Annotated in this window: 14 protein-coding genes and 1 tRNA gene; 12 read left to right on the top strand and 3 right to left on the bottom strand. The window is 46.7% G+C overall.

The window, feature by feature from the left end; all coding sequences use genetic code 11:
- The first annotated feature begins 234 nt into the window (after nucleotides 1-234).
- From dacB to IT291_10210, 5 genes are all read left to right on the top strand, one after another.
- Nucleotides 235-1815 carry a D-alanyl-D-alanine carboxypeptidase/D-alanyl-D-alanine-endopeptidase gene (dacB, locus tag IT291_10230; GenBank protein MCC6221603.1) on the top strand — a complete coding sequence of 527 codons (1581 nt, stop codon included), beginning with the start codon at nucleotides 235-237 and terminating at the stop codon, nucleotides 1813-1815.
- Nucleotides 1816-1862: 47 nt separating this feature from the next.
- Nucleotides 1863-3500 (top strand): transglycosylase SLT domain-containing protein, encoded by a 1638-nt coding sequence (locus tag IT291_10225; GenBank protein ID MCC6221602.1) that lies wholly within the window; start codon nucleotides 1863-1865, stop codon nucleotides 3498-3500.
- Nucleotides 3497-4318, top strand: coding sequence for a cytochrome c biogenesis protein CcsA (ccsA, locus tag IT291_10220; protein ID MCC6221601.1), 822 nt, complete (start codon nucleotides 3497-3499; stop codon nucleotides 4316-4318). Before IT291_10225 ends, ccsA begins: the two co-directional genes overlap by 4 nt.
- On the top strand, nucleotides 4308-5675 hold the full coding sequence (locus tag IT291_10215) for a glutamyl-tRNA reductase (protein MCC6221600.1): 1368 nt from the start codon (nucleotides 4308-4310) through the stop codon (nucleotides 5673-5675). The genes ccsA and IT291_10215 overlap by 11 nt, the downstream gene beginning before the upstream one ends.
- A 12-nt stretch (nucleotides 5676-5687) precedes the next feature.
- Nucleotides 5688-5769: transfer RNA gene (locus tag IT291_10210), tRNA-Leu, on the top strand.
- An 80-nt stretch (nucleotides 5770-5849) separates the two neighbouring features.
- Here the strand turns inward: IT291_10210 and recO are convergent.
- Both recO and mgtE read right to left on the bottom strand, forming a co-directional pair.
- Nucleotides 5850-6521: a DNA repair protein RecO gene (gene recO / locus IT291_10205; protein MCC6221599.1), complete on the bottom strand. Its 672-nt coding sequence runs from the start codon at nucleotides 6519-6521 to the stop codon at nucleotides 5850-5852.
- A 6-nt stretch (nucleotides 6522-6527) separates the two neighbouring features.
- The gene (mgtE, locus tag IT291_10200) at nucleotides 6528-7919 is read right to left on the bottom strand and encodes a magnesium transporter (GenBank protein MCC6221598.1); all 1392 of its coding nucleotides are present in this window, start codon (nucleotides 7917-7919) and stop codon (nucleotides 6528-6530) included.
- A gap of 296 nt (nucleotides 7920-8215) precedes the next feature.
- Between mgtE and IT291_10195 the strand changes: the two genes are divergently transcribed.
- From IT291_10195 to thiL, 6 genes are all read left to right on the top strand, one after another.
- A complete protein-coding gene (locus IT291_10195; GenBank protein MCC6221597.1) occupies nucleotides 8216-8878 on the top strand; it encodes a nucleotide exchange factor GrpE in 663 nt (220 codons plus the stop codon).
- 229 nt (nucleotides 8879-9107) lie between these two features.
- Complete coding sequence (gene dnaK, locus IT291_10190; protein ID MCC6221596.1) at nucleotides 9108-11078, top strand: molecular chaperone DnaK; 1971 nt, start codon at nucleotides 9108-9110, stop codon at nucleotides 11076-11078.
- A gap of 28 nt (nucleotides 11079-11106) precedes the next feature.
- Nucleotides 11107-12213 carry a molecular chaperone DnaJ gene (dnaJ, locus tag IT291_10185; GenBank protein ID MCC6221595.1) on the top strand — a complete coding sequence of 369 codons (1107 nt, stop codon included), beginning with the start codon at nucleotides 11107-11109 and terminating at the stop codon, nucleotides 12211-12213.
- Nucleotides 12206-14203 (top strand): penicillin-binding protein activator, encoded by a 1998-nt coding sequence (locus IT291_10180; GenBank protein ID MCC6221594.1) that lies wholly within the window; start codon nucleotides 12206-12208, stop codon nucleotides 14201-14203. Before dnaJ ends, IT291_10180 begins: the two co-directional genes overlap by 8 nt.
- Nucleotides 14203-15354, top strand: a complete 1152-nt coding sequence (alr, locus tag IT291_10175) for an alanine racemase (GenBank protein MCC6221593.1) — start codon at nucleotides 14203-14205, stop codon at nucleotides 15352-15354. The genes IT291_10180 and alr overlap by 1 nt, the downstream gene beginning before the upstream one ends.
- 15 nt (nucleotides 15355-15369) lie before the next feature.
- Entirely contained in the window at nucleotides 15370-16476 is a 1107-nt protein-coding gene (gene thiL / locus IT291_10170; protein ID MCC6221592.1) for a thiamine-phosphate kinase, read from the top strand.
- A 15-nt stretch (nucleotides 16477-16491) separates the two neighbouring features.
- Here thiL and IT291_10165 read toward each other — a convergent pair whose 3' ends face one another.
- Nucleotides 16492-18858 (bottom strand): PBP1A family penicillin-binding protein, encoded by a 2367-nt coding sequence (locus IT291_10165; GenBank protein ID MCC6221591.1) that lies wholly within the window; start codon nucleotides 18856-18858, stop codon nucleotides 16492-16494.
- A 286-nt stretch (nucleotides 18859-19144) separates the two neighbouring features.
- Here IT291_10165 and IT291_10160 point away from each other — a divergent pair, with 286 nt between their 5' ends.
- Nucleotides 19145-20656 carry a hypothetical protein gene (locus tag IT291_10160; GenBank protein ID MCC6221590.1) on the top strand — a complete coding sequence of 504 codons (1512 nt, stop codon included), beginning with the start codon at nucleotides 19145-19147 and terminating at the stop codon, nucleotides 20654-20656.
- The last annotated feature ends 218 nt before the right edge of the window (nucleotides 20657-20874 follow it).

The raw sequence follows: 20874 nt of genomic DNA, 5'->3' as shown, positions 1-20874 counted from the left end.
GCAAATTCAGTTTGCCATTGCCTCTATCCTAAACAATAATCCTATAATTCTCGTTCAGTAGTTGGCATAGCTTCACTGCATATTTTATCTTGTTGTAAATCTTAGACAAATTTTTCTTTAGAATTATTTGCTAAGATTTGCTAATCTAATTATTTATTTCTACGAATTTGATTTGTCCGTATTGTTGCTACTGTGCGGGCACTCGTCATTGCTGCTTAGTGAAAGATTTTGAGTATGGTTTTAAAATTTAGCATTAGATTACTTATTTGTTACTGTGTTTTTTCACTGCTGCTACCTGTTGGTATAGTTAAAGCAGATGTGGTTCGCGAGCTGACGCAGTTAGTTGTAGGAACAAATCAAAAATTTGCACGCGCTAAGCGAAAGCCTAAATTTGGCGTTGTGGTTGCGGATGCGCGGACGGGACAAGCTGTTTTTCAGCACAACGCGAGTCAACTATTGATTCCGGCATCAGTGCTAAAAGTGGTTACATCGGTAGCTGCTCTAAAAATCCTAGGGGGAGAACATACATATCCTTCCGAAATATTTGTAGATCGCCTTCCTCAAGTTGGAGCCGGTAAGCAGGGAACGATTGGCAATCTATACTTTCGCGGTTATGGAGATCCGATTTTAGTAGATGAAAAATTGTTTAAAATTGCCACTGCTGTTTATAGAAATGGCGTAAAAACGATAGAAAACGTAGTAATTGACGATACATTGTTTGTCGATTCGCCTGGGGCAAGTGGCAATCGTCCCTATCAGGCGGGTTTGAGTGCAACTTCGATTAATCACAATAGCTATGCAGTAGACATTTCGCCGAGTGCGCTTGGAAAAAAGGCACATGTCTTTCTCACTGGCGGTATGGATGGTGGAGACATGAATGTTGAGCTCATTAATGAGGTCGTTACTGGAAATGGAAGCGGAAACAGGATAATTTTAACGCAATCGCCACAGAGTGCAAATTTTAAAGCGCATGTTAGAGAGGAGGGTTCTACGGCCATGGGGGACGAGCGTGGTGGGGGCAATGGCAGCTTGGAAGCAAGGCTTCCAAGAACTATCGTTAAGGTTAGGGGGCAGATTGGGATTAACTCTAAATTGCTCACTTATTATAGTAGCGTCGCTTACCCGCCGGCTTATCTTGGAACTCTGCTAAAGCATTATTTGGAGGTGGTTGGAGTTGAGGTTAGGGGTGGGGTTCAACTGGGAGAAACGGCGCGAGAGGCGAAGCTGCTAAATGTTTTTTATTCCGAAAGCCTTGCAAAGATTATTAAAGATTTAAATCAGTTTAGTAATAATTTTATAGCTGGTCAGATTTTTTACTCGATTGGCCAGGATTCTTTGGGGTATTTTCGGCAGGATGTTGCGGTTGAGCGCATCTCGGGTTTTTTGGATACTTTGGGTATTAGTCGAGACAGTTATGCGATTTTCGATGGTTCGGGCTTAAATAGGGAAAACAGAATTACGCCTGGGGCTTTAACTAAGGTGTTAGTTGCGGCATATAGCGATTTTTCCATTGCGCCTGATTTTGTTTCGTCACTACCCCGCTTTGGGTATAGTGGGACGTTGAGGAAGCGGACATTGGTAAGGAATCGGCTACCTGCAAATAGCGTCGAAGAGAATGCGCGCAGAGAGGCGCAAGTTAGAAGTATGTGGGCCAAGACTGGCACACTTAATGGCGTTAGCTCTATAGCGGGTTATGCCGTTGGAGCAGACGACAAGGCTTACACTGTGGTAGTGATTTCAAATGGGGTTTCTAAGGGGCATGCAATGCAGCTAGAAGACGAGGTTTTTAGAATAGTTGGAGGTGTTAAGAGGTAGTGATTTTTATTGTTCGTCTATTGTGTTGTTTTGTTGCGAGCTCTGTTTTGTTTTCGTTTTGTAATGTGGCGGAGGCGGAAATATCGGTTATATCGCCCGAATTTCGCGTTTCTGGCATGTTGAGGGACAGGGTAGAATTTTGGAAGCTAATTTTTACTAAATATGGCCCAAATCATTTGGTCTTTCACCACAGGAGTTATCCAGAAATAATTTACTCCGTTTTAGACTTTAGCGAGTATGAAAAAAAATTATCTTTTAGGGAGTTTGGGCGAAAAAAGAACCAAGCTGTCAAACAAGAGATAGAGTCTATTCGCCAGGCCTTAAATAGATTGGGGCGCGGCGAAGCTGCAAGCAGTGAGCTCGAAAGGAGGATAGAAAAGCTATTTAGCAAACGACAATATTCCTCAGCGCGACAGTTACGGCGTGCTTATTTGGCGGCTGCGAATGTGGAGCAAGTTCGCTATCAGACTGGTATTAGCGAGCGCTTTAGGCAGGGAATTGAGCGGTCTGGTCTTTATTTGCATGCGATTGAAGAAGTATTTAGGACTGCGGGGCTTCCCTTGGAGCTATCGCGTTTGCCGTTAGTTGAGTCTTCGTTTGATTATAAAGCTTATAGCAGTGTAGGTGCGGCGGGGATTTGGCAATTTACGCGTTCTACGGGAAAGCAGTATCTAAATGTTGGCCCGCATTTAGATGAGAGGCGAGATCCGATATTGGCCTCTAGGGCAGCGGCAAAATACTTAAAGAACGCCTATAACAATGTAGGGAGCTGGCCGCTAGCGGTTACTTCTTACAATCACGGGCTGGGTGGTGTTATTCGTGCCGTGCGACAGACTGGAAGCAAGGATCTGGAGCTGATAATTAAAAACTATCAGAGTCCCAGTTTTGGTTTTGCCTCCTCAAATTTTTATGCCGAGTTCGTCGCAGCTTTGGAAGTTGAGCGAGAGTGGCGTCGATATTTTCCGGGGCTAGTAAGGGAAAAGCCTTTGTTTTTCGATGAGATTAGAATCGAAAGACCCGTTTCGTTGGGAAGGTTATCTCAGTGTAGTGGTGCTAGCAAGGATAGACTTAGCGCGCTTAATCTTGGTCTTCAGAAACCGATACTTAATGGGCAGGTGACGATACCAGCTAATTATGTTGCCAAAGTGGAGAGAGGTAAGGGGCAGAGGACAGTGGCGGCGCTAGGCTGTGGTGAGGTGCTTTCATTAACGGAGGAAACCTCGAATTACTTATCGAAGGGCCGCAAATCGAAACAGGCAGCTACTGCTGTTGTGGCTATGGCAACTTCTACCTCTGCCTCGAAATATAAGGTAAGACCCGGAGATACGCTGGGAGCCATTGCAAGAAGAATGTCGGTGCGACAAGCAGATTTGATGCGGGTGAATAATATTAGAGATGCTCGTAAGTTACGCGCTGGGATTTTGCTTGCTATCCCTGCCAAAGCGAAGGCCGTGACAGAGGTGGCTCCGGTAAGACTGGCTAGCGCAAGCAAGGGTTCTTCTGTTGCGGAGACTAGTGTCGCTAATAGTGCGGGTGCTAATGCGGGGAAAAAATACGTAGTAAAGAAAGGGGACAATTTGAGTATTATTGCGCGGAAGCTCGGCACCTCTGTTAAGAATTTGCAGAGGAATAATCCCTCGATTGGCAAGTTGCTTTATCCGGGGCAAAGTTTGGCAGTGCCATGACCATGCATTTGCTGCTCATTTTTGCACTCCTTGCCTATGTAATAGCAGCATACCTGTATACTAAAGAATCTTTAACGACTTATAGCGGCGCAGTTTTAAAGGCGCAGCTCGTATTGATAATTGGCTTATGCCTGCATTTTAGTTTTTTGTTGTTTAGGTTTCTAGTGTACGGCCGAGCAAACTTGCTTGGTTTCCCAACTATGCTGTGTGCGGTTAGTCTCCTGCTAGGATTAAGTTTTCTAATTTTTCAAGGAAGGTATCGACTGACCGGATTAGGGATTTTTGTAATGCCGCTTACTGCGTTTTTGATGGGTTTTTCCGCTTTAACTTATCACCTGACGAGAGAGACGAGTAGTTTTTACATAAGCTTAGATGCTACTTTAGCGTTTCATTTGGTTTGTTCTGCTCTTTCCCTAGTGGCGTTTTGTTTAGCGTTTGTGGTGAGTGTCGCTCGTGTTTTTCAGGGCGTATTAATTCGAGAAAAAAAATTTAGCGTAATGCAAAGAAAGCTTCCGGCGCTAAAAGCCTTAGATGCCATTAATCAGAGGTTATTAGGTATTGGTTTTGTTTTGATGTTTTTAGGCGTTGTTGCTGGGGTAGCTTTTGCTTTTTCGAAGGGCATTGATTTTACAGTGTTTGATCAGCGAATTGTTTGGTCGATGGTTACGCTAATAGTTTATGGCTTTATTTTGTTAGCGCGCAGAGTGGTCGGTTGGCGTGGTCGCAAAGCTGCTTGGGGGGCGATAGCTGGTTTTGTGGTTATATTGGCGTCATTTGTGAGTTTTGGCGTTTCGGGTGCTGGATTCCATGTATTCTAGCAAGGATGTAAATAGTGATGGTGCGTCGGAGTTTTGCGATACGGCTATGACTGTATTGTTAAGTGGACTTAGTTATCGGAAGACTGGCATAGCCACTCGCGAGCGCCTTGCGGTGGAGGTGGAGAATGAGCAAGAGTTATTGGGCGAATTTTTAAAGTGTCCGTTTTTTAGCGAAGCAGTTTTGGTTTCTACGTGTAACAGGGTCGAGTTGGTTACGGTGGTTCCGGCGTTTGGTTCGGTTTTGGAGGATGCTAGGAGACATATAGAGGGTGTTTTTGAGAGCAATGCAGGACTTGGAAAAAATGCTTTAAGGGAAGAGTTTTATCATTTGGATGGCATGAGTGCTGTTAGGCATTTATTCCGCGTTGCCTCTGGTTTGGATTCTCTAGTTTTGGGCGAGCCGCAAATATTGGGGCAGCTTAAGAAGGCCTTTTGTCGTGCGCTGGACGGTGGTTTTACATCAGTTATTCTCAACAGGCTGTTTCAGAAGGCTTTTGGCGTAGGGAAGGCCATTAGGACTCATACTAATATTGGGCGCAAGGCTGTATCGGTTTGTTATGCAGCGCGCGAGCTGGCGCGGCATATTTTTGGCGATCTTGTGAATGCGCGAGTGATGCTTATTGGAACTGGTGATGTTGGCGCGCTAAGTCTAAGGCATTTTTCGAGTGCTGGTGTAAAAAGTATTTGCATAGCTAGTAGTTCTTTAGAGCGGGCAGTGGAAGTTGGAAGGAATTTCGATGCCATAGTTTTACCTCTACATAAGCTTGAAGAATTTCTGCCGCAGGTTGACATCATTATTGGTGCAAGTTCGGTTAGTATGTCTAATGGGTCGATTATAGATCGATTGATGGCGAGTGAGGCGTTAGCGCAGCGGTGTGGCGAGTCGCAGTTTTATATAGATCTTGGTGTGCCGAGAAATTTTGCCTCTGGGATCGCCGAGTTGCCAGATGCTTATTTGTATAACATAGACGACCTTGAGTATATTGTCAGGCAAAACATTGATGAAAGGGAGCTAGAGACGGATCGAGCGGAGTTAATAGTTGCTGAGGAGGTGGAAAAGTTTTCTGTTTGGTTAGCGAGGCGTTCGGTGGATCCGGTTATAAGAGACGTAGTTCGCTGGTGTAGTGATTTGCAGGAGAGAGAGATTGCAAAGACCATGCGCCGATTACAGCGCGATTGTGAAGGTTTTAGTGAGAGTGAGCATCGCGAGCTAAGAAGCGCCCTAGGTAGGCTTTGTAGCGCGCTTATTGCTAAGACGTTGCACAGGCCTGTTAGTGTGCTAAAAGAGAGGGGCAATCACAATAGACCATTGTTGTTGGCCTTTAAGGAGTTGTTTTTGCAGGACGATTCTGCTTGATACATCGCAAATGCCCTGGTGCTGGAATTGGTAGACAGGCATGGTTCAGGTCCATGTGTCGCAAGGCGTGGGAGTTCGAGTCTCCCCCAGGGCAAGTCATCAAAAATTATGATTTTTAAGTTCTTTTTTAGAAACGGTATAGCCTGGAAATAGAAATACAGATTGGGATTGGGGCTAATAGTCGTCGTTAAATGCTAATGAGCTGTCGCGTAGGGAGGCGAAGGGATGGCCGATAATTTGTTGGCTGTTGTTACATAAGAGCATGAAGGCATGGCGGGTTTGCTGGTCTGGTAGATGTGCGTGTGTGAGCTTTCCTGCAAGTAGGTCGGCAAACCAAGACCGATAGGCGGGAGAGATTTTTTCATCTTCAGTCGGATTGTAGCCGCAAAAACTTAATAGCCTTAGGTTAAATAAAACTACCTGGTAATAACAGTGCTCTTCATCCTTAGAGGAATCTATGCTTCTTAAACAATGAATAATATGGTTAAACAGCCTTCCAGCGTCCTTTTCACCTTCATGCGTAAACGCCGTGGCAAGCTCTAGACAATACGAAGATAGCGATAATTTAAAAAAGTCGCTTCGAAGACTGAGCAACACGTGACGGTTAGATAAGCCTTCGATGGTGTGCCATTCTGGACGGTTCCTTGCAGAACTTAACTCAAATATGCCGTAATCAAAAGGCTCAATCCCACCCATAAATCGCTTCTTGCTTCGGCGAACACCACGAGCAATCGCACTTAGCTTGCCACACTGTTGGGTAAGTAGGGTAACTATGCTGTCCGATTCCCTAAAAGCTTTGCTCTGAAGAACTAGTCCAGGACTCGAGAATTTCTGCGGCAGAGACATACTCTACTAAAGCATCAGTGAGGCTATGGAAAAATAAATTACAATGCTAATTAAATCAGTGGACGTCGTTACAAATGGTCCCGAAGCAATTGCCGGATCTGCCCCAAGTTTTTGCATGATGAACGGCAAAATTGCGCCAAAGGAAGTGGCACATGTCATGCTCATCATTATCGATACGCCTACTATCAGGCTAAGCTTGATGTTGTGGTAAAGTAAGAGGGAAACAAGACACAGCATCGCGCCAAAAATCACTCCTAACAATATGCCTATTGATGCCTCTTGTTTCAGTCTGCGAAATATGCGGTAGTCTCCCAATTCTCCCGTAGCTATCCCCCTGACGGTAATTGTCGACGTTTGTGAGCCTACATTGCCACCCATGCCACATACTATGGGCATGAAGAACGCTAACGCTACTACTTTCTCCAGAGCGGGGGAAAAATTGCCAAGCAACATCGCCCCAACTATGCCCCCAAGCCAACTTGCGCCTAGCCAGGGAATGCGACTCTTAATCGCGACAGGAATGGTCGCACCAATTTTGTCCTGCTCTTCCGTTCCTACAAGCCTTAGAAGATCCTCTGTATGCTCTTCGTCGATTACGTCTACTATGTCATCAACGGTAATGATGCCGAGGATTTTTTTGCTATCCGGATCTAGGACAGGTACGCTGTGCAAATCATAGTCGGCAATTATGCGCGCTACCTTCTCTTGATCGTCGTTCGGAGCAACGCTTAAAAAAGATGTCTTCATTATTTGCGATATGTGGCTAACCGAACTTGCCGCCAATAGCTCGCGCAGCGAACAGACGCCTTTTAAACGATGATCGCCATCGAGTATGTAAAAAGACGATATTTCAGTATCGCGAGTTATGTCGTCGTCCTGAAGCTTTTGTCGGAGTTGCCTAGTGGCTTCGTCCGCAGATATGTGTTCGGGAAAGGATAAAAATAGCGTAGTCATTATTCCGCCAGCAGTTTCGCGATCGTAAGCTAGCAGTTTGTTTATCTCTTTGGCGCGGCTCGGGCTGACTCGCTTTAACGCCCCAATGCGCTTTCGTCGGGGAAGCATAGAAAGCACATCAGCAGCATCGTCTATCTCGAGCCTTCTAACTACGGCGCCAATGCGCGAATCGTCTAGCAACTTAAGGGCTATCCCGCGAACATAATCCCCCGCATGGGCAATTAAACCAGCTAGTTGATCCAGACCAGTAACGTGCTTAATGAATTCGCTCTGATATTCAGGATCTACGGCGTTAATTACTGAGGTGAGCATAACAGGGTGAAGCTCGTCTAAAAAAGCGCTTAGTTTGCTCGATAACTCGTGCTCCTCGCGAGGTTCCCTAAGTAATTGCAGGGAAAAATCAACGTGCTTGCTAACATCATTGTCGAGATCTAAGGCGGCCATAGAGAAGCTAAAAAAATATTATGTTTTTGGAGTTGCTATTTACTACAGCAGAATTTACTTATAGACAACTATTCTGGCTCGTTTGGTGCGGGGATTTATCGTGTATTGTTATGCTGGTTATGCCCGTGTCATAGAAGGATAGAATTATGGATGCGGTGTGGGTGACGGAAATTTGCTTTTATGTCTAAGGATGATTAAAGAAATCACGTTTTGTTATGAAAAGGCGTCTAGCTAAGAAGAAACAAAAAGCCAAATGTGTTGATGGATCGCATTTTAGTAATAGCAGGGAGGATTGCATGAACAAAGGTTCGGCATGTGAATCAATTTCCGAAAGTTCGGCTGAGTGTGGAGACGTGGAGACTGCTTCGAAAGAGGGATATAGGGCTTCCAAGCGCAATCCGGACGATGTGGAGAAAGAGGCGGATACGGAGATGTCGCCAATCTGCGATATGTCTGAAGAGAATGAGCCTAGAAACGCCAAGGAGGTAGATGCTAATGGAGTGGATAATTTGGTAGTGGCGCTGAAAGATGAGGCTCAGCAGCATTATGACAAGTATTTACGAGCAGTTGCGGATCTAGAAAATTATAAGCGTCGGGCCCAGAAAGAGCGGTCAGATTTGTTGCGATATGCAGGTGAGAACCTGGCGCGCGATTTGTTAGAAGTGGTTGATAACTTAGAACTTGCGCTAAACCAAAATGCCAGCGCTTCTGGTAGCGATATCCTTAAAGGTGTTGAAATGATTCACAAACAGTTCCTGTCAGTTCTGGATCGCCATTCTATAAAAGGCGAGCAAGCAGTGGGCGAGCTTTTCGATCCAAATAAACATCAGGCCGTGACGGCAGTTCCAAGTGAAGAATATGCGCCTGGCACTATTTTGGAGGTTTTCAAGAAAACCTATTTTTTTAAGGATAAATTATTGCGAGCAGGGCAGGTAGTAGTGTCGAGGAAGCCAGATTAGACTTAAAAACGAGTTTGTCTCAAAAACGTCAGCACCGCCGAAAGTAAGCAAGTGTAAGCCTACAAAGAAGTTGTCTTTAAGTTCATTTGAGACCTTGCAAGTTAGATAATTAATGGTTATCGAAAGTAATACCGCGAAAAGAGTGGCATTTTATCAAAAGATCTCGTCTTTTTAGTATTGTAGATTTAGGAATAGTTTAGTCAAAAATTGATAATTTTAAAGGGGCTTTATGGGTAAAGTTATAGGGATTGATTTGGGAACGACTAATTCGTGTGTTGCCGTGATGGAGGGAGGGGATGCGGTAGTCATTACCAATAGCGAAGGTGGTAGGACAACTCCCTCTGTGGTTGCGGTTAATGATAAGGGTGAGCGCTTGGTGGGGCAAATTGCGCGCCGACAGGCTGTGACAAATCCTAGGAACACTATTTTTGCGGTAAAGCGCTTGGTAGGTCGTAAATTTGGTAGCCCGGAAGTTACTAAGGCTAAATCGGTTCTCCCCTATGAAATTGCTAAAGCTGATAACGGAGATGCCGTGGTTGTTCTAGGTGGAGAGAAGAAGACTCCGCAGGAAGTATCTGCGCAGATTTTAGCCAAGATGAAGCGCACAGCGGAAGACTATCTCGGCGAGCCAGTATCGCAAGCGGTTATTACTGTTCCGGCTTACTTTGATGATGCCCAGCGACAGGCGACTAAAGATGCGGGTCGCATTGCGGGACTCGAAGTGCTCAGAATAATTAATGAGCCAACTGCTGCTTCGCTAGCGTACGGAGTTGACAAGAAGCACGACAAAAAAATTGCAGTGTTCGATCTCGGTGGCGGAACATTTGACATTTCCATCTTGGAATTAGGCGAAGGAGTATTTGAGGTTAAGTCTACAAATGGCGATACATATTTAGGCGGTGAAGATTTCGATCTCGCTCTTGTAGAATATTTGGCCGATGAGTTTAAGAAAGATCAGGGCATTGATTTGCGTAACGACGTGATGGCCTTGCAGCGCCTAAAGGAAGCGTCGGAAAAGGCTAAACACGAGCTCTCTTCTGCTATGGAGACCGATATTAATCTTCCGTTCATCACAGCCGATGCGTCTGGACCAAAGCATTTGAATATTAAGCTTTCGAGGGCTAAACTCGAAGCGCTTTGTTCGTCCCTGCTCGACAGAGTTGAGGGGCCGTGCAAGACCGCCATTAAAGATGCGGGGCTTTCGGCGAATGAGATTGATGAGGTTATCCTGGTTGGTGGCATGACGCGCATGCCGGCGGTGCAGGAGCGAGTTGCTCGCATATTTGGTGCCGGGCGCATTAATAAGAGCGTAAATCCCGACGAGGCAGTGGCAATCGGCGCGGCTATACAGGCAGGTGTACTTCGCGGAGATGTGAAGGATGTATTGCTGCTAGACGTTACCCCTCTAAGTTTGGGAATCGAGACTCAGGGCGGTGTGATGACACGGCTCATCGAGAAGAATACCACTATACCAACTCGAAAGAGCCAGATTTTCTCCACTGCCTCCGACAATCAGCCCGCAGTGAGCATTCACGTGCTTCAAGGCGAGCGGGAGATGGCGCAATACAACAAGACGCTTGGGCGCTTTGAGCTGGTTGGTATCCCGCCAGCACCGCGTGGCGTTCCGCAAATAGAGGTTACGTTTGATATAGACGCTAACGGAATTGTGCACGTTGCTGCCAAAGATTTGGGAACTGGCAAAGAGCAATCTATTAAGATAACGGCGAGTTCGGGCTTAAATGAGGAAGAAATCAAGAAGATGGTGCGCGATGCGGAGGAGCATGTGGAGGAAGATAAAATGCGCAGAGCTGTTGTCGAAGCTAGAAATCAGTTAGACCGAACTATTTACTCGACTGAAAAGTCTCTAAAAGAGCACGGTTCAGCTTTATCTGCGGCAGATCGAGCCAAGATAGAGGAGGAACTCGAGAGCGCCAAGAAAATAGTGGCGGACGAAGGTGCAGATAAGGAGGCTTTAGCTCGAGCTGATGAGAAACTTACTACTGCGGCACACAAACTCGCAGAAGAAATGTACAAGTCAGCAACTTCGGGTTCTCATGCAAGTGGTGGCGGAGATGGGCATGCAGGCATGGGAGGAGCTTCGAGCAATGGTGCTTCATCGTCTAAAGGTGGATTTGAGGGAGCTGCTAGTTCGGGCGATGGCGAAAATGTAGTCGACGCTGATTTTGAAGAGGTGAAGTAGGGTTGTTTTTTGATACTTGGAGTTTATTTTGTCTAAGCGCGACTATTATGAGGTTCTCGGAGTTCGTCGAGAGGCGAGTGCCGATGAAATCAAGAAGAGCTATCGCAAGGCGGCATTAAATCATCATCCAGATCGCAATCCGGGAAATCGGGAGGCCGAGGAGAAGTTTAAAGAGGCTACAGAAGCTTATCAAGTGCTTTCCGATCCCGACAATAGGCGCAAGTACGATCAGTTTGGACATGCTGCCTTTGAGAGTGGCGGGGGTTTTCGCGATTTTTCGGGTTTTGCCGAGGATATATTTGGAGATATTTTTGGGGCTTTCTTCGGCACTGCTGCTTCAGGAAAGGCGTCATCGGCTAAGTCCGGTAGGGATCTGCGGTATGATCTCGAGATAACTCTTGAGGAGGCGGCTAAGGGCATAGAAAAAGAGATAGAGATTCCAAAACCTGTTCTTTGCAGTTTATGCACTGGTTCGGGAGCGAAGAAAGGAACCCAAGCGGAGAGTTGTAAGCAGTGTGGTGGCACTGGCCAGCTGCGCATTCAGCAAGGTTTTTTTGCGATTAGTCGGCCCTGTAATATTTGCGATGGCAGTGGCAAGGTAATTGTAAACCCATGTTCGCAGTGTAACGGTTCGGGCCGAGAGACAAAAAATACTAAACTATCGCTAAAAATTCCGGCTGGTATAGATAGCGGTCAACGTCTAAAACTTCGCGGCGAAGGAGAACCAGCGCCGACTGGGAGTGGGCACGCTGGCGATTTGTATGTTGTCATCTCTATCAAGGATCATCCAGTTTTTAAGCGGCAAGATACCGAGATTGTGTGCGAGGTTCCCATTTCTTATGCCAATGCGGTGTTGGGTGGGGAAATAGACGTACCGACGCTCGATGGCAATGTTAGCATGAAAGTTCCAGCTGGCACCGAAAGCGGAAGGGTTTTTCGTTTGCGCGGTAAGGGTATAATCGACATGCATACAATGCGGCGAGGCGATCAACATGTGCGAGTCTACGTTCACGTTCCTCGGCAGGTGACGGAGCGACAACGTCAACTCATAGAAGAGCTAGCTGTGATTGAAGGAAAGCCGGTAGTACACGAGTCTCGAAATTTTTTCGAGAAGGTTAAAGATTTTTTTGAGTGAATCTATAATGTGCAGGCATGTATCGGCTGTTCGCAAGAGCTTTTATGACGTGCTATTGTTGTTGTCATGCCTGTGCATCCTAGCTTTAAACTCTTGTGTCCCTCAGGCTGAACGCCGCACCCATTCGGCGGATTGGAAGAAAGAGCATTCCCGCTCTCCAGAGAGAGAAGGTTATTCATCAACTATTAGAGAAAGTGAAATCCGAGCAGTTGAAAGAGCTCCATGGGAGACGTGGAGCGATGAAAGCTTCGGATATGCTGAACTGGAGGAGGCGGCTAGGTTAGTGCGCGAGGGAGATTTGCGTCAGGCCATAGAGGTATATGGCAAGGCGCAGATTCGTGTTGCAACACTTGAGCAGAAGCGCGATGTGGCCTTTCGCCGAGCTGGCACTTTGCTTAAAGTTGGCGAGTCTAAGAAGGCTTTAGATGTAGTAACTAGTTTTGCTGAATTGCATAACATATCGCTAGCAACGCTCGGTGCTAAGGAGGCGATTATTATCGCGTTTGCCTATGAGCATCAGGGCGATTTTGAGCAGTCTCTGGCGTGGCTGGGGTTTGCAGACGAGAAGCTCGACGGAAACGATTTGCTTAAGCGGCAGGTAATGGGCGACTTGCGCAGAATCGTTCGTGGCTTCGATGGAGCTACGTTGGACAACCAGCAGGAAAAATGGCGGGCGCATCCTCTTATTAATCAAGTCATTATGCAGGAACGCATCAGGCGCAAGCAGGGCGGGCGTCAACTGGCGCACTCGATAGCTCGGTGGTTTGAGCCGGAAACTTATGCTGCGAACGCTAAGCATTCTACTCTTTCAGAGAGAGACATCGATGAGTCGGACTCTATACATGCCAAACAGTCGGATGAGTTTGCTATTGGCGTGTTGTTGCCACTTAGTGGGCGTTTCGGAGATTACGGCAAGAGGATTAAGGAGGGCATTGAGCTCGCAGTGCAAAGTCACACATCGCCAGACGTAGGAGTTCGCCTAGTTTATAGCGATACTGCGGGAGACCCACAGGTGGCGGCTAATAACTACGAGAACCTTGTGAAGACCGTGGGCGTTTCTGTAGTATTGGGGCCTTTGTTGGCCGAGACGACTGAGGTGGTAGCTGCTGAGGCAGAGTTGCTGGGAGTTCCTATTGTAGCTTTTACTAGGAAGAGTGGCATACCGGAGCTTTCGCCTAGTGTTTTTCGGCTGGGCGCCACGGCAAAAAATCAGCTCGAGGAATTGGTTTCTTTTGTCATTGCATCTCAGCGCGTAAGGCGTTTTGGTATTGTTTTTCCAGACGACAATTCGGGGAAGGAGTTATGGTTAGCGTTTAAGAACGCTGTGTCGCGCGAGGGCATGCAGGTAGTTGGTGAGTATAGCTATGTGCCTGGCGATGAGGAATCCTTTCGTGGAGCGGTTTCTAAGATGCGCTTTACGGGCGTTGGGGCGATATTCGTTGCAGAAAATCTCGAGAAGGCCTGGACTGGCTTGGAAATGATTAAGAAGTTAGATATGCCCGAAGTGCTTATTCTCGGGCCTACTTTGTGGGATGATGCGGTTATGTTAAGGGGTTTTGGAGATTTGGTGGAAGGGGCTATTTACGTAACCCCGTATTTTGCACTTAGCGAGAGGCCGGAAATCGTAGCGTTTAGAACTGAGTATAAAGACAGATATGGGCACGAGGCTGATCTGCTCAGTGCTCAGGCGTATGACGCGGCAAAATTAATTTTAAATCTTGTGGATAAGGACAGTCGCAGCGGAACTTTGTTTAGAAAGAGGTTAATGGTTGCTAAGGACTTTCAGGGCGTTACCGGGAAGTTGCTTATGACCGATAGTGGCGAGATTTATAGAAAGATGAGCGTCATCAAGGTTATCAACGGAGAACCGGTTGAGGTAGCAGCACCTTGGCATGAGCAGTTGCCTAATAATCCTGAAACGGCAAGTCCTACAGTTTCGCATTCGGCAACGTCAGTCGATGTAGCGGTGGGCGAGCAGCAGTTCAACTGATGAATCAGGTATCTTGTAGTCCGTCCAACAGTTGTTCTCGGCCCGCAGTCGTCGAAGTAGATTTAGAAGCTTTATCCTATAACTTTTTGTCGCTCAAGCGACTTGTTAACCCTGCTAAAGTTATGGCGGTCGTTAAGGCAAATGCTTATGGGCATGGGCTAATCGAATGTGCAAGGCATTTAGCGGCTTTAGGTGTGGATGCTTTTGGTGTGGCAATTGTAGAGGAGGGGATTGCTTTAAGGCAGTTTGGCATAAGTATGCCGATTTTGGTTTGTGGCGGAGTTTTAGAGGAACATATTCGCTTTCTCTTGGACTATGATTTGGGGATTACTATATCGTCCATTGCGCAGCTCGAGATGGTTGAACGACTTGCGCAGTTGGTTGGCAAAGGCGCGCTGGTTCACCTGAAAGTGGATACGGGCATGGGCAGGTTAGGTATAGATTATCGCCTAGCGGATGAGCTCTTTCATATTGCCGCTTCATGTTGCCACTGCTCCGTACAAGGCGTTTACTCGCATTTTGCAACTGCCGATGCAGTGGATTTAAGTTTTTCACAACTTCAGTTAGAGCGCTTCTTAGAAGTCGTTAAATTTTTTAAAAATCGAAATGTTCCCGCGCCGCTTCTACACATGGCAAACTCGGGGGCTGCCATTCAGATGAGGGGAAGCCACCTGGATATGGTTCGCCTGGGGCTAAGTCTTTATGGAGCGCACGGCGGGGCGCATTTAAGAAAACAAATCGCCTTAAGACCTGTAATGTCACTTAAGGCCCGCGTCGTTTTGAAAAAGTCTATTTCTGCCGGACAGACGGTTGGTTATGGCTGTTCATGGGTTTCCAGGCTAGGCACGAATATTGCCATCGTGCCAGTGGGTTATGGAGACGGATATTTTCGCATGCTTTCTAACTGTGGACAGGTGTTAATCGGCGGCAAGCGGTGTCCCGTTGTCGGTAAGGTGTGTATGGACCAGGTCATGGTTGATGTTGGCGAAATGGATGTTCGCGAGGGGGATGAGGTGGTTATTATTGGCGGGCAGGGCGAAGAGTTTATCGGCGTTGAGGAGGTGGCAGAATGGGCGCAGACAATTCCGTATGAGGTTATGACGGCGTTTGATTTGCGTTTGCCTAGGCGATATTTTGGTTCAATTACTTGAGGTTGAGATGCTTTTGTGACAAAGGGCGATTGTTCGGCGAGTCGGCTAGCTGGCGTTAGCGAGTTTGAATTGATTAGGCGTTTGACGGCCGTTAGTAGTGAGCACGGTGCTAAATGTCCTCTAGGCGTGATTGGTCCGGGAGACGATTGTGCAGTTGTGCCGTCTTTGGTCGTTAGTGAGGGATCTTCGGAACATTATTGGCTGGTGTTTACTACTGACGTGTTGGTAGAAAACGTGCATTTTTGTTGCCACTATTCTAATCCTTTTCAGCTGGGAATAAAGTGTTTAGGGGTCAACCTTAGTGATATTGCTGCGATGGGGGCGACACCAAAGGGTTATGTGATAACGCTTCAGCTGACAAATGCGGTAGGCGTAGAGTTCGTGGAGGAGTTGTATCGCGGTTTAAATTTTCTTGGCAGCAAGCATGCGGTAATGATGTTAGGTGGGGATACGGTTTCTGCTGGTGAGTTAGCTTTTGGGATTACTGTTTTCGGCGTTAGTAAGAAGAAACCAATTTTACGCTCTGGGGCTAGTGTTGGGGATGATGTGTGGCTTAGCGGAGAGATTGGTGGTGCGGGAGCGGGTTTGTTGGTTTTGCAAGGCAAGCTTGAGAGAAATGGTTTTGTAGATAGAGGTGAGGCCGTTATTAGGCGTCAGCAGATGCCGATTCCTCGCGTAGAATTGGGGAAGTTGTTGCTCGAGCGGTCGCTAGCTTCGGCACTCATTGATATTAGCGATGGCCTATTGCAGGATGCAGAGCACATAGCTGAAGCTAGTGATGTGCGACTTAATATTAATTTGTCCGGCGTGCCCTTGCAGGAGGGAATTATTTCGGCGGGTTATAACGAGGCGATGGCCATAACTGCTGGCGAGGATTACGAGTTGTTGTTTGCGGCGCCGAAAGGAAAGGCACGAGAACTTGCAAGTATGAGTGAACAGTTAGTTGACGGATGTAAGATGCCTAAACTTAGTAGGATTGGCGTAGTAGAGGCCGCATCTGGAGATAAGGAGAATCGGATTTCAATAGTAGATAAGCGCGGAGAGGTCAAGACGGCTAAAAACTGGGTAAGAAGTTATGGGCTAGGCGATAAGCTGGGGTTTGATCATTTCTCTAAGGCTTAGTTGTAGATTATTGGTTTATTGTTCTGAAAAAATGCTCCACCAGTTTGTCTTGCGTTTTCGTCTTGGAGGTTTGGAAGTTGCGTCGGGGTAGTGTGGTTTTTCGTATATTGGTAGGATGCGGCTGTGGAGTTCGCAGGCAGTAATCGGTTCAGTTCCTTCGACAAAAACCTCTTCGGCAATGTTTCGGTCTGGGCACCAGCGCGTGGCTAATAACCCAGTGGCAGTGTCAATCTTTCTGTACACCACTCCAGGCGGCGCAATAAAGTCTTTTGCAGTTTCCATTGGCGCAACGCACTTCATATAATCCGTCCAAATAGGGATGGCGCCACTTGCGCCGGTTAGACCCGTAACGCGATTGTCGTCAAACCCAACCCAAACTACAGTTAGCAAGGCGGGCGTAAAACCCACAAACCAGGCGTCTCTGGCATCATTAGTTGTGCCGGTTTTCCCTGCCGCTGGAAAAGTAAAGCCGCGACTTCGAATGGATCTTGCCGTGCCACTTTCAATCACGCTGCGCAATATGTCGGTGAGAACAAAGGCCGCCGGTTCGGAAAACACTGAGCGTGTGCGCAGAAGCGATTCGTAGAGTGGAGAATCCTTTTCGCTAGCGGTAATCGAGATTATCGGCTGAAGATGAACCAACTGCCCGCCGTTTGCAATTGTAGTGTAACTCTGCGCTAGGTCAAAAGGTGACACTTCTCCCGCGCCCAACGCTAAAGCAGGCACGCGGGGCAAATTGGCACCAAAACCAACCAATTCAGCAGTGCGGGCAATGGAGTCAATTCCTACTTTTGTTGCGAGGTAGACGGTAGGAACGTTAAGCGAATACGTCAAAGCTTGTCTCACGGTAACTTCACCCCGATAGCGCTTATCGTAGTTTTCCGGCGACCAGCGGCCAGAACCAGGGACATCGAGTTCCATTGGTTCATCTAACAGAGTCGTGCTTGGGCGCGCGACTCTGTACGAGTTTAATCCCTTATCGAGCGCCGTGAGGTAAACAAATGGCTTAAAGGCAGAACCGGGCTGGCGCTTTGCCTGGCTCACTCGGTCAAATTGGCTTAACTCATAACTTCTTCCCCCCACCCAAGCTCTAGTTTCGCCAGAATGTGGGACTACTGAGATTAGCGCAGCTTGCAATGGAGAGGAACGGCGCTTTAAACGCGGATAGGTTTTTTCAAGCTGGCCGAGATTTTCTGCAAGTGCCGACTCGGCACATAGCTGGTACTCCCGATCCAGTCCCGAATGAATTCTAATTTCGCTAAATTTGTCTTTAACGTCGCTTAGCGCCGTTTCTAGTTGGCGACTCATGTAGTCCACAAAATATGGCGCATCTCGCTGTGACCGCGTGGCCTTAACGACGTGAATCCGTTCAGCTAAAGCTTTTTCGCGCTCTTTAGTGGAAATTAATCCCAACTCGGACATCTTGTTGATGACGATTCGCCTTCTGAGGTTTGCATTTTGAGGATGTCTTCGCGGCGAATACTTACTCGGTGCTTTGATAATTCCAGCTAGCGTTGCAGCTTCTGCTAGTGTGAGATTAGAAAGCTCTTTGTCAAAAAACGACCTCGCCGCCTCAGGGAAGCCGTGAATTGCTACGTTGCCTTCCTGAGCCAAAAATATCTCGTTTAGATATAGCTCTAAAATCTCTTCCTTTGAGTACGCCGTCTCCATGAGAATCGCCGCGCCAGCCTCGAGTATTTTTCGAGCTAGGTTTCTCTCAGAGGAAAAAAATAGGTTTTTTGCCAATTGCTGCGTAATTGTAGAACCACCCTGAACAACGCGGTGCTCCTTAAGGTTTATTAACAAGGCTCGCGCTATGGCAAAAAAGTCTAGGCCAATATGGCTATAAAATCTCTCATCCTCTATCGCTATAACTGCATCTATCAAATCCCTTGGAAACTCTCCTAATCTCCGAGGCGAACTTGCCCTCGAACTTGAGCTGCCTATGGCCGAAAGTATTTCTCCTTCAAGCCAAATTGTTTCAATATGTTTGTTTAATCGCGCATCCCGGATGCTCTCAACCTTTGAACCATCCAGCGCAATGCGTGCAAGAAAGGCTGGCTGCAATTCCCCCGTAGGAAGTTGCGTTTCCTTGAGATAAACAAGCAGTTCGTTTGTGCTTAAAAAATAACTTCCCGGGACGTTCGGAATGCCAGCCTCGCCTCTGTAGTCCAGGCGCTTAAGTCTCTTAATAATGCGCTGTTCTGAAATATCCACACCTCGCTGCAGGGGAATGGGGCGAGAAAGCAGTAGAGAAGACGCTGCAAGCGAGCGGTATTGCACCTTCTCAATTACCTCCTCGCGCAGCTTGTAGGAGCCTGCGACTAAGATAACGCCAGCAATTATAACTAGCCCGAAAATGAGGCGGAAAATCTTAAACATGCCGCCAAGCATAAAATGATAAGACTTACTTAGCAAATAGCTAGGGCGTCAGTGTAATGTTTCTATTGTTGCATGTGGTTTTTTTCTGTAGAGAATACAGACCCTTGCAAATTTCGGCGGTTGGTTTCGGCATTAAGCCCCATTTTGAACTCAATATTTTAGGCGAATAAAATTTGGTTGCGGCATAATCAAAAAAATAAAGGACTGCGCTGCCAAAAAGCACAACGGAAGCGTAATAGAGGTTGATTGATCTAAGCAAGTTAACGTTAAGAAATGGCCGTGGCCAATGGAAGATAGGATTTGGAATTTTGTCATATTGAACCCGTTTAGAACCTTTGCGGTAATTGCGTATCTGACATTGGTGTCGTTTATATGCAGAGCACGGGCTGACTCATATATCGGCAATCTACGTGCTACCTCAGTTTCAAACTCAGAAGTTAGGCTTGCGTGGGACGGACTTACTGACACGAGCATAATTGCTAATTTTCAAGTTTACAGAAATGGCATAGAGCTATCGTCCACATCATTTGATGCGGCTAATATTGTGGAACCAAATACATACGGCACAGGGATAGCGGCTAATTCTTTAAGCAATCTCCCAATAGGGCGCGTATATGATAATCAAGTCGATTATCAATTTATTGCAGAAAAAACCGGCGCAATTCAAGCGGTTAGAGTTTTTTTTATCTACGACCATAATAGACAAGGTTATCACGCGGGGAATGGCGGAATAATTAAGGTGGAGCTTCAAACCGACGATGGTTCCGACCAGCATTTGCGAACTGGCACTGTGCTCTCTTACGCGATTGTCAATAACCCACTAAATGAGTATTTTCCGCTGCTTACCTTTAGTGCTCCAGCAAATGTTGAAAAGGGTAAGTATTACCATCTAGTGTTCTCTAACATCCATTCGGACAGAGCAAACAACTGGGTTTGCCTCAACGGACTGCAGATGGGTACGCTTCCGCCCGAACAGCCGAAATTGCACAAGGATCAATATCGCACATTTTTGAGATATAGCGATGGCACGTGGCACCCAAGGAATGAGACTGCAATCGTTGACTTTAAGTATGCAGATGGAACTGCACAGGGCATGGGATATATCGAAGTGTGGATCACGCAGGGGCCTAGGAATATCTCGGGCGCCAACGCCGTTCGAGAGATCATAAATATTAGTGGAATGAGTCAGTTCGTATCAAGCGGTGCGATTAGACTGTCGCGAATATCCGGCAAGAGCGGTTTAATCGTTCAACTAATTGATCACTTTGGAAACACAATTGCTAGAGATACAGTCTCGTCTACTAGTATTGGCACAAACACCTGGGCGAAATTTTCCTTCGACAACGCCACGCTTTTGAACAAAGGGCGAACGTATTACCTTACTCTAAGTGCCGCTGCAGATACTATTTATAGTATTTATCCTATAAGGGACGGCAGCATACATTATAAGTTTTCAGCCGAATCGGTTTTTGCTGACGGACATGCTCAAGCAACGAGTGATGCAATTACTTGGCGAAATTGGCTAGTACCTTGGGATCCGAATCTGACGATTGGAACAGATGGAGATCTCCAATTCTACTTTGACGAAGTGGGGGGTGAAAAAAAGGCAAATTTTAGAACCGATGTTACCAATAATGGCTTCATAGATGCGACTGCAATTGCGAATACTAGCTATACGTACTGGGTAACGGCCATCGATAACTTTGGAAATACCATAGCAAGTTCGTCAACGCTTGATATTAGAACGCCCCGCGATAGCGAAAAACCGAAACCACCAATGGGACTAGTAATCAATTAGCGATCAAATATTTCCGACCTCTCCCAAAAACATTTACAAAAGTTTACCCTCGGAGCCCCTGCGTTAATACAACTTACTTAAAGTGCCGCATCCTAACATACAAAAATCACACACATTTTCTGGTCGCCAAGATCCATAACTTAAAATAGTAAGAACATCGTTGCTAAATTTTTCGATAATGACTCCAGAGCTTGGAATAGCATTTAAGCAAAGGAGTT

This window comes from Deltaproteobacteria bacterium (assembly GCA_020845775.1).
Lineage (GTDB): Bacteria > Bdellovibrionota_C > UBA2361 > SZUA-149 > JADLFC01 > JADLFC01.
The sequence above is the reverse complement of the archived record's forward strand: the minus strand, read 5'-3'. Positions and strand labels throughout refer to the sequence as shown.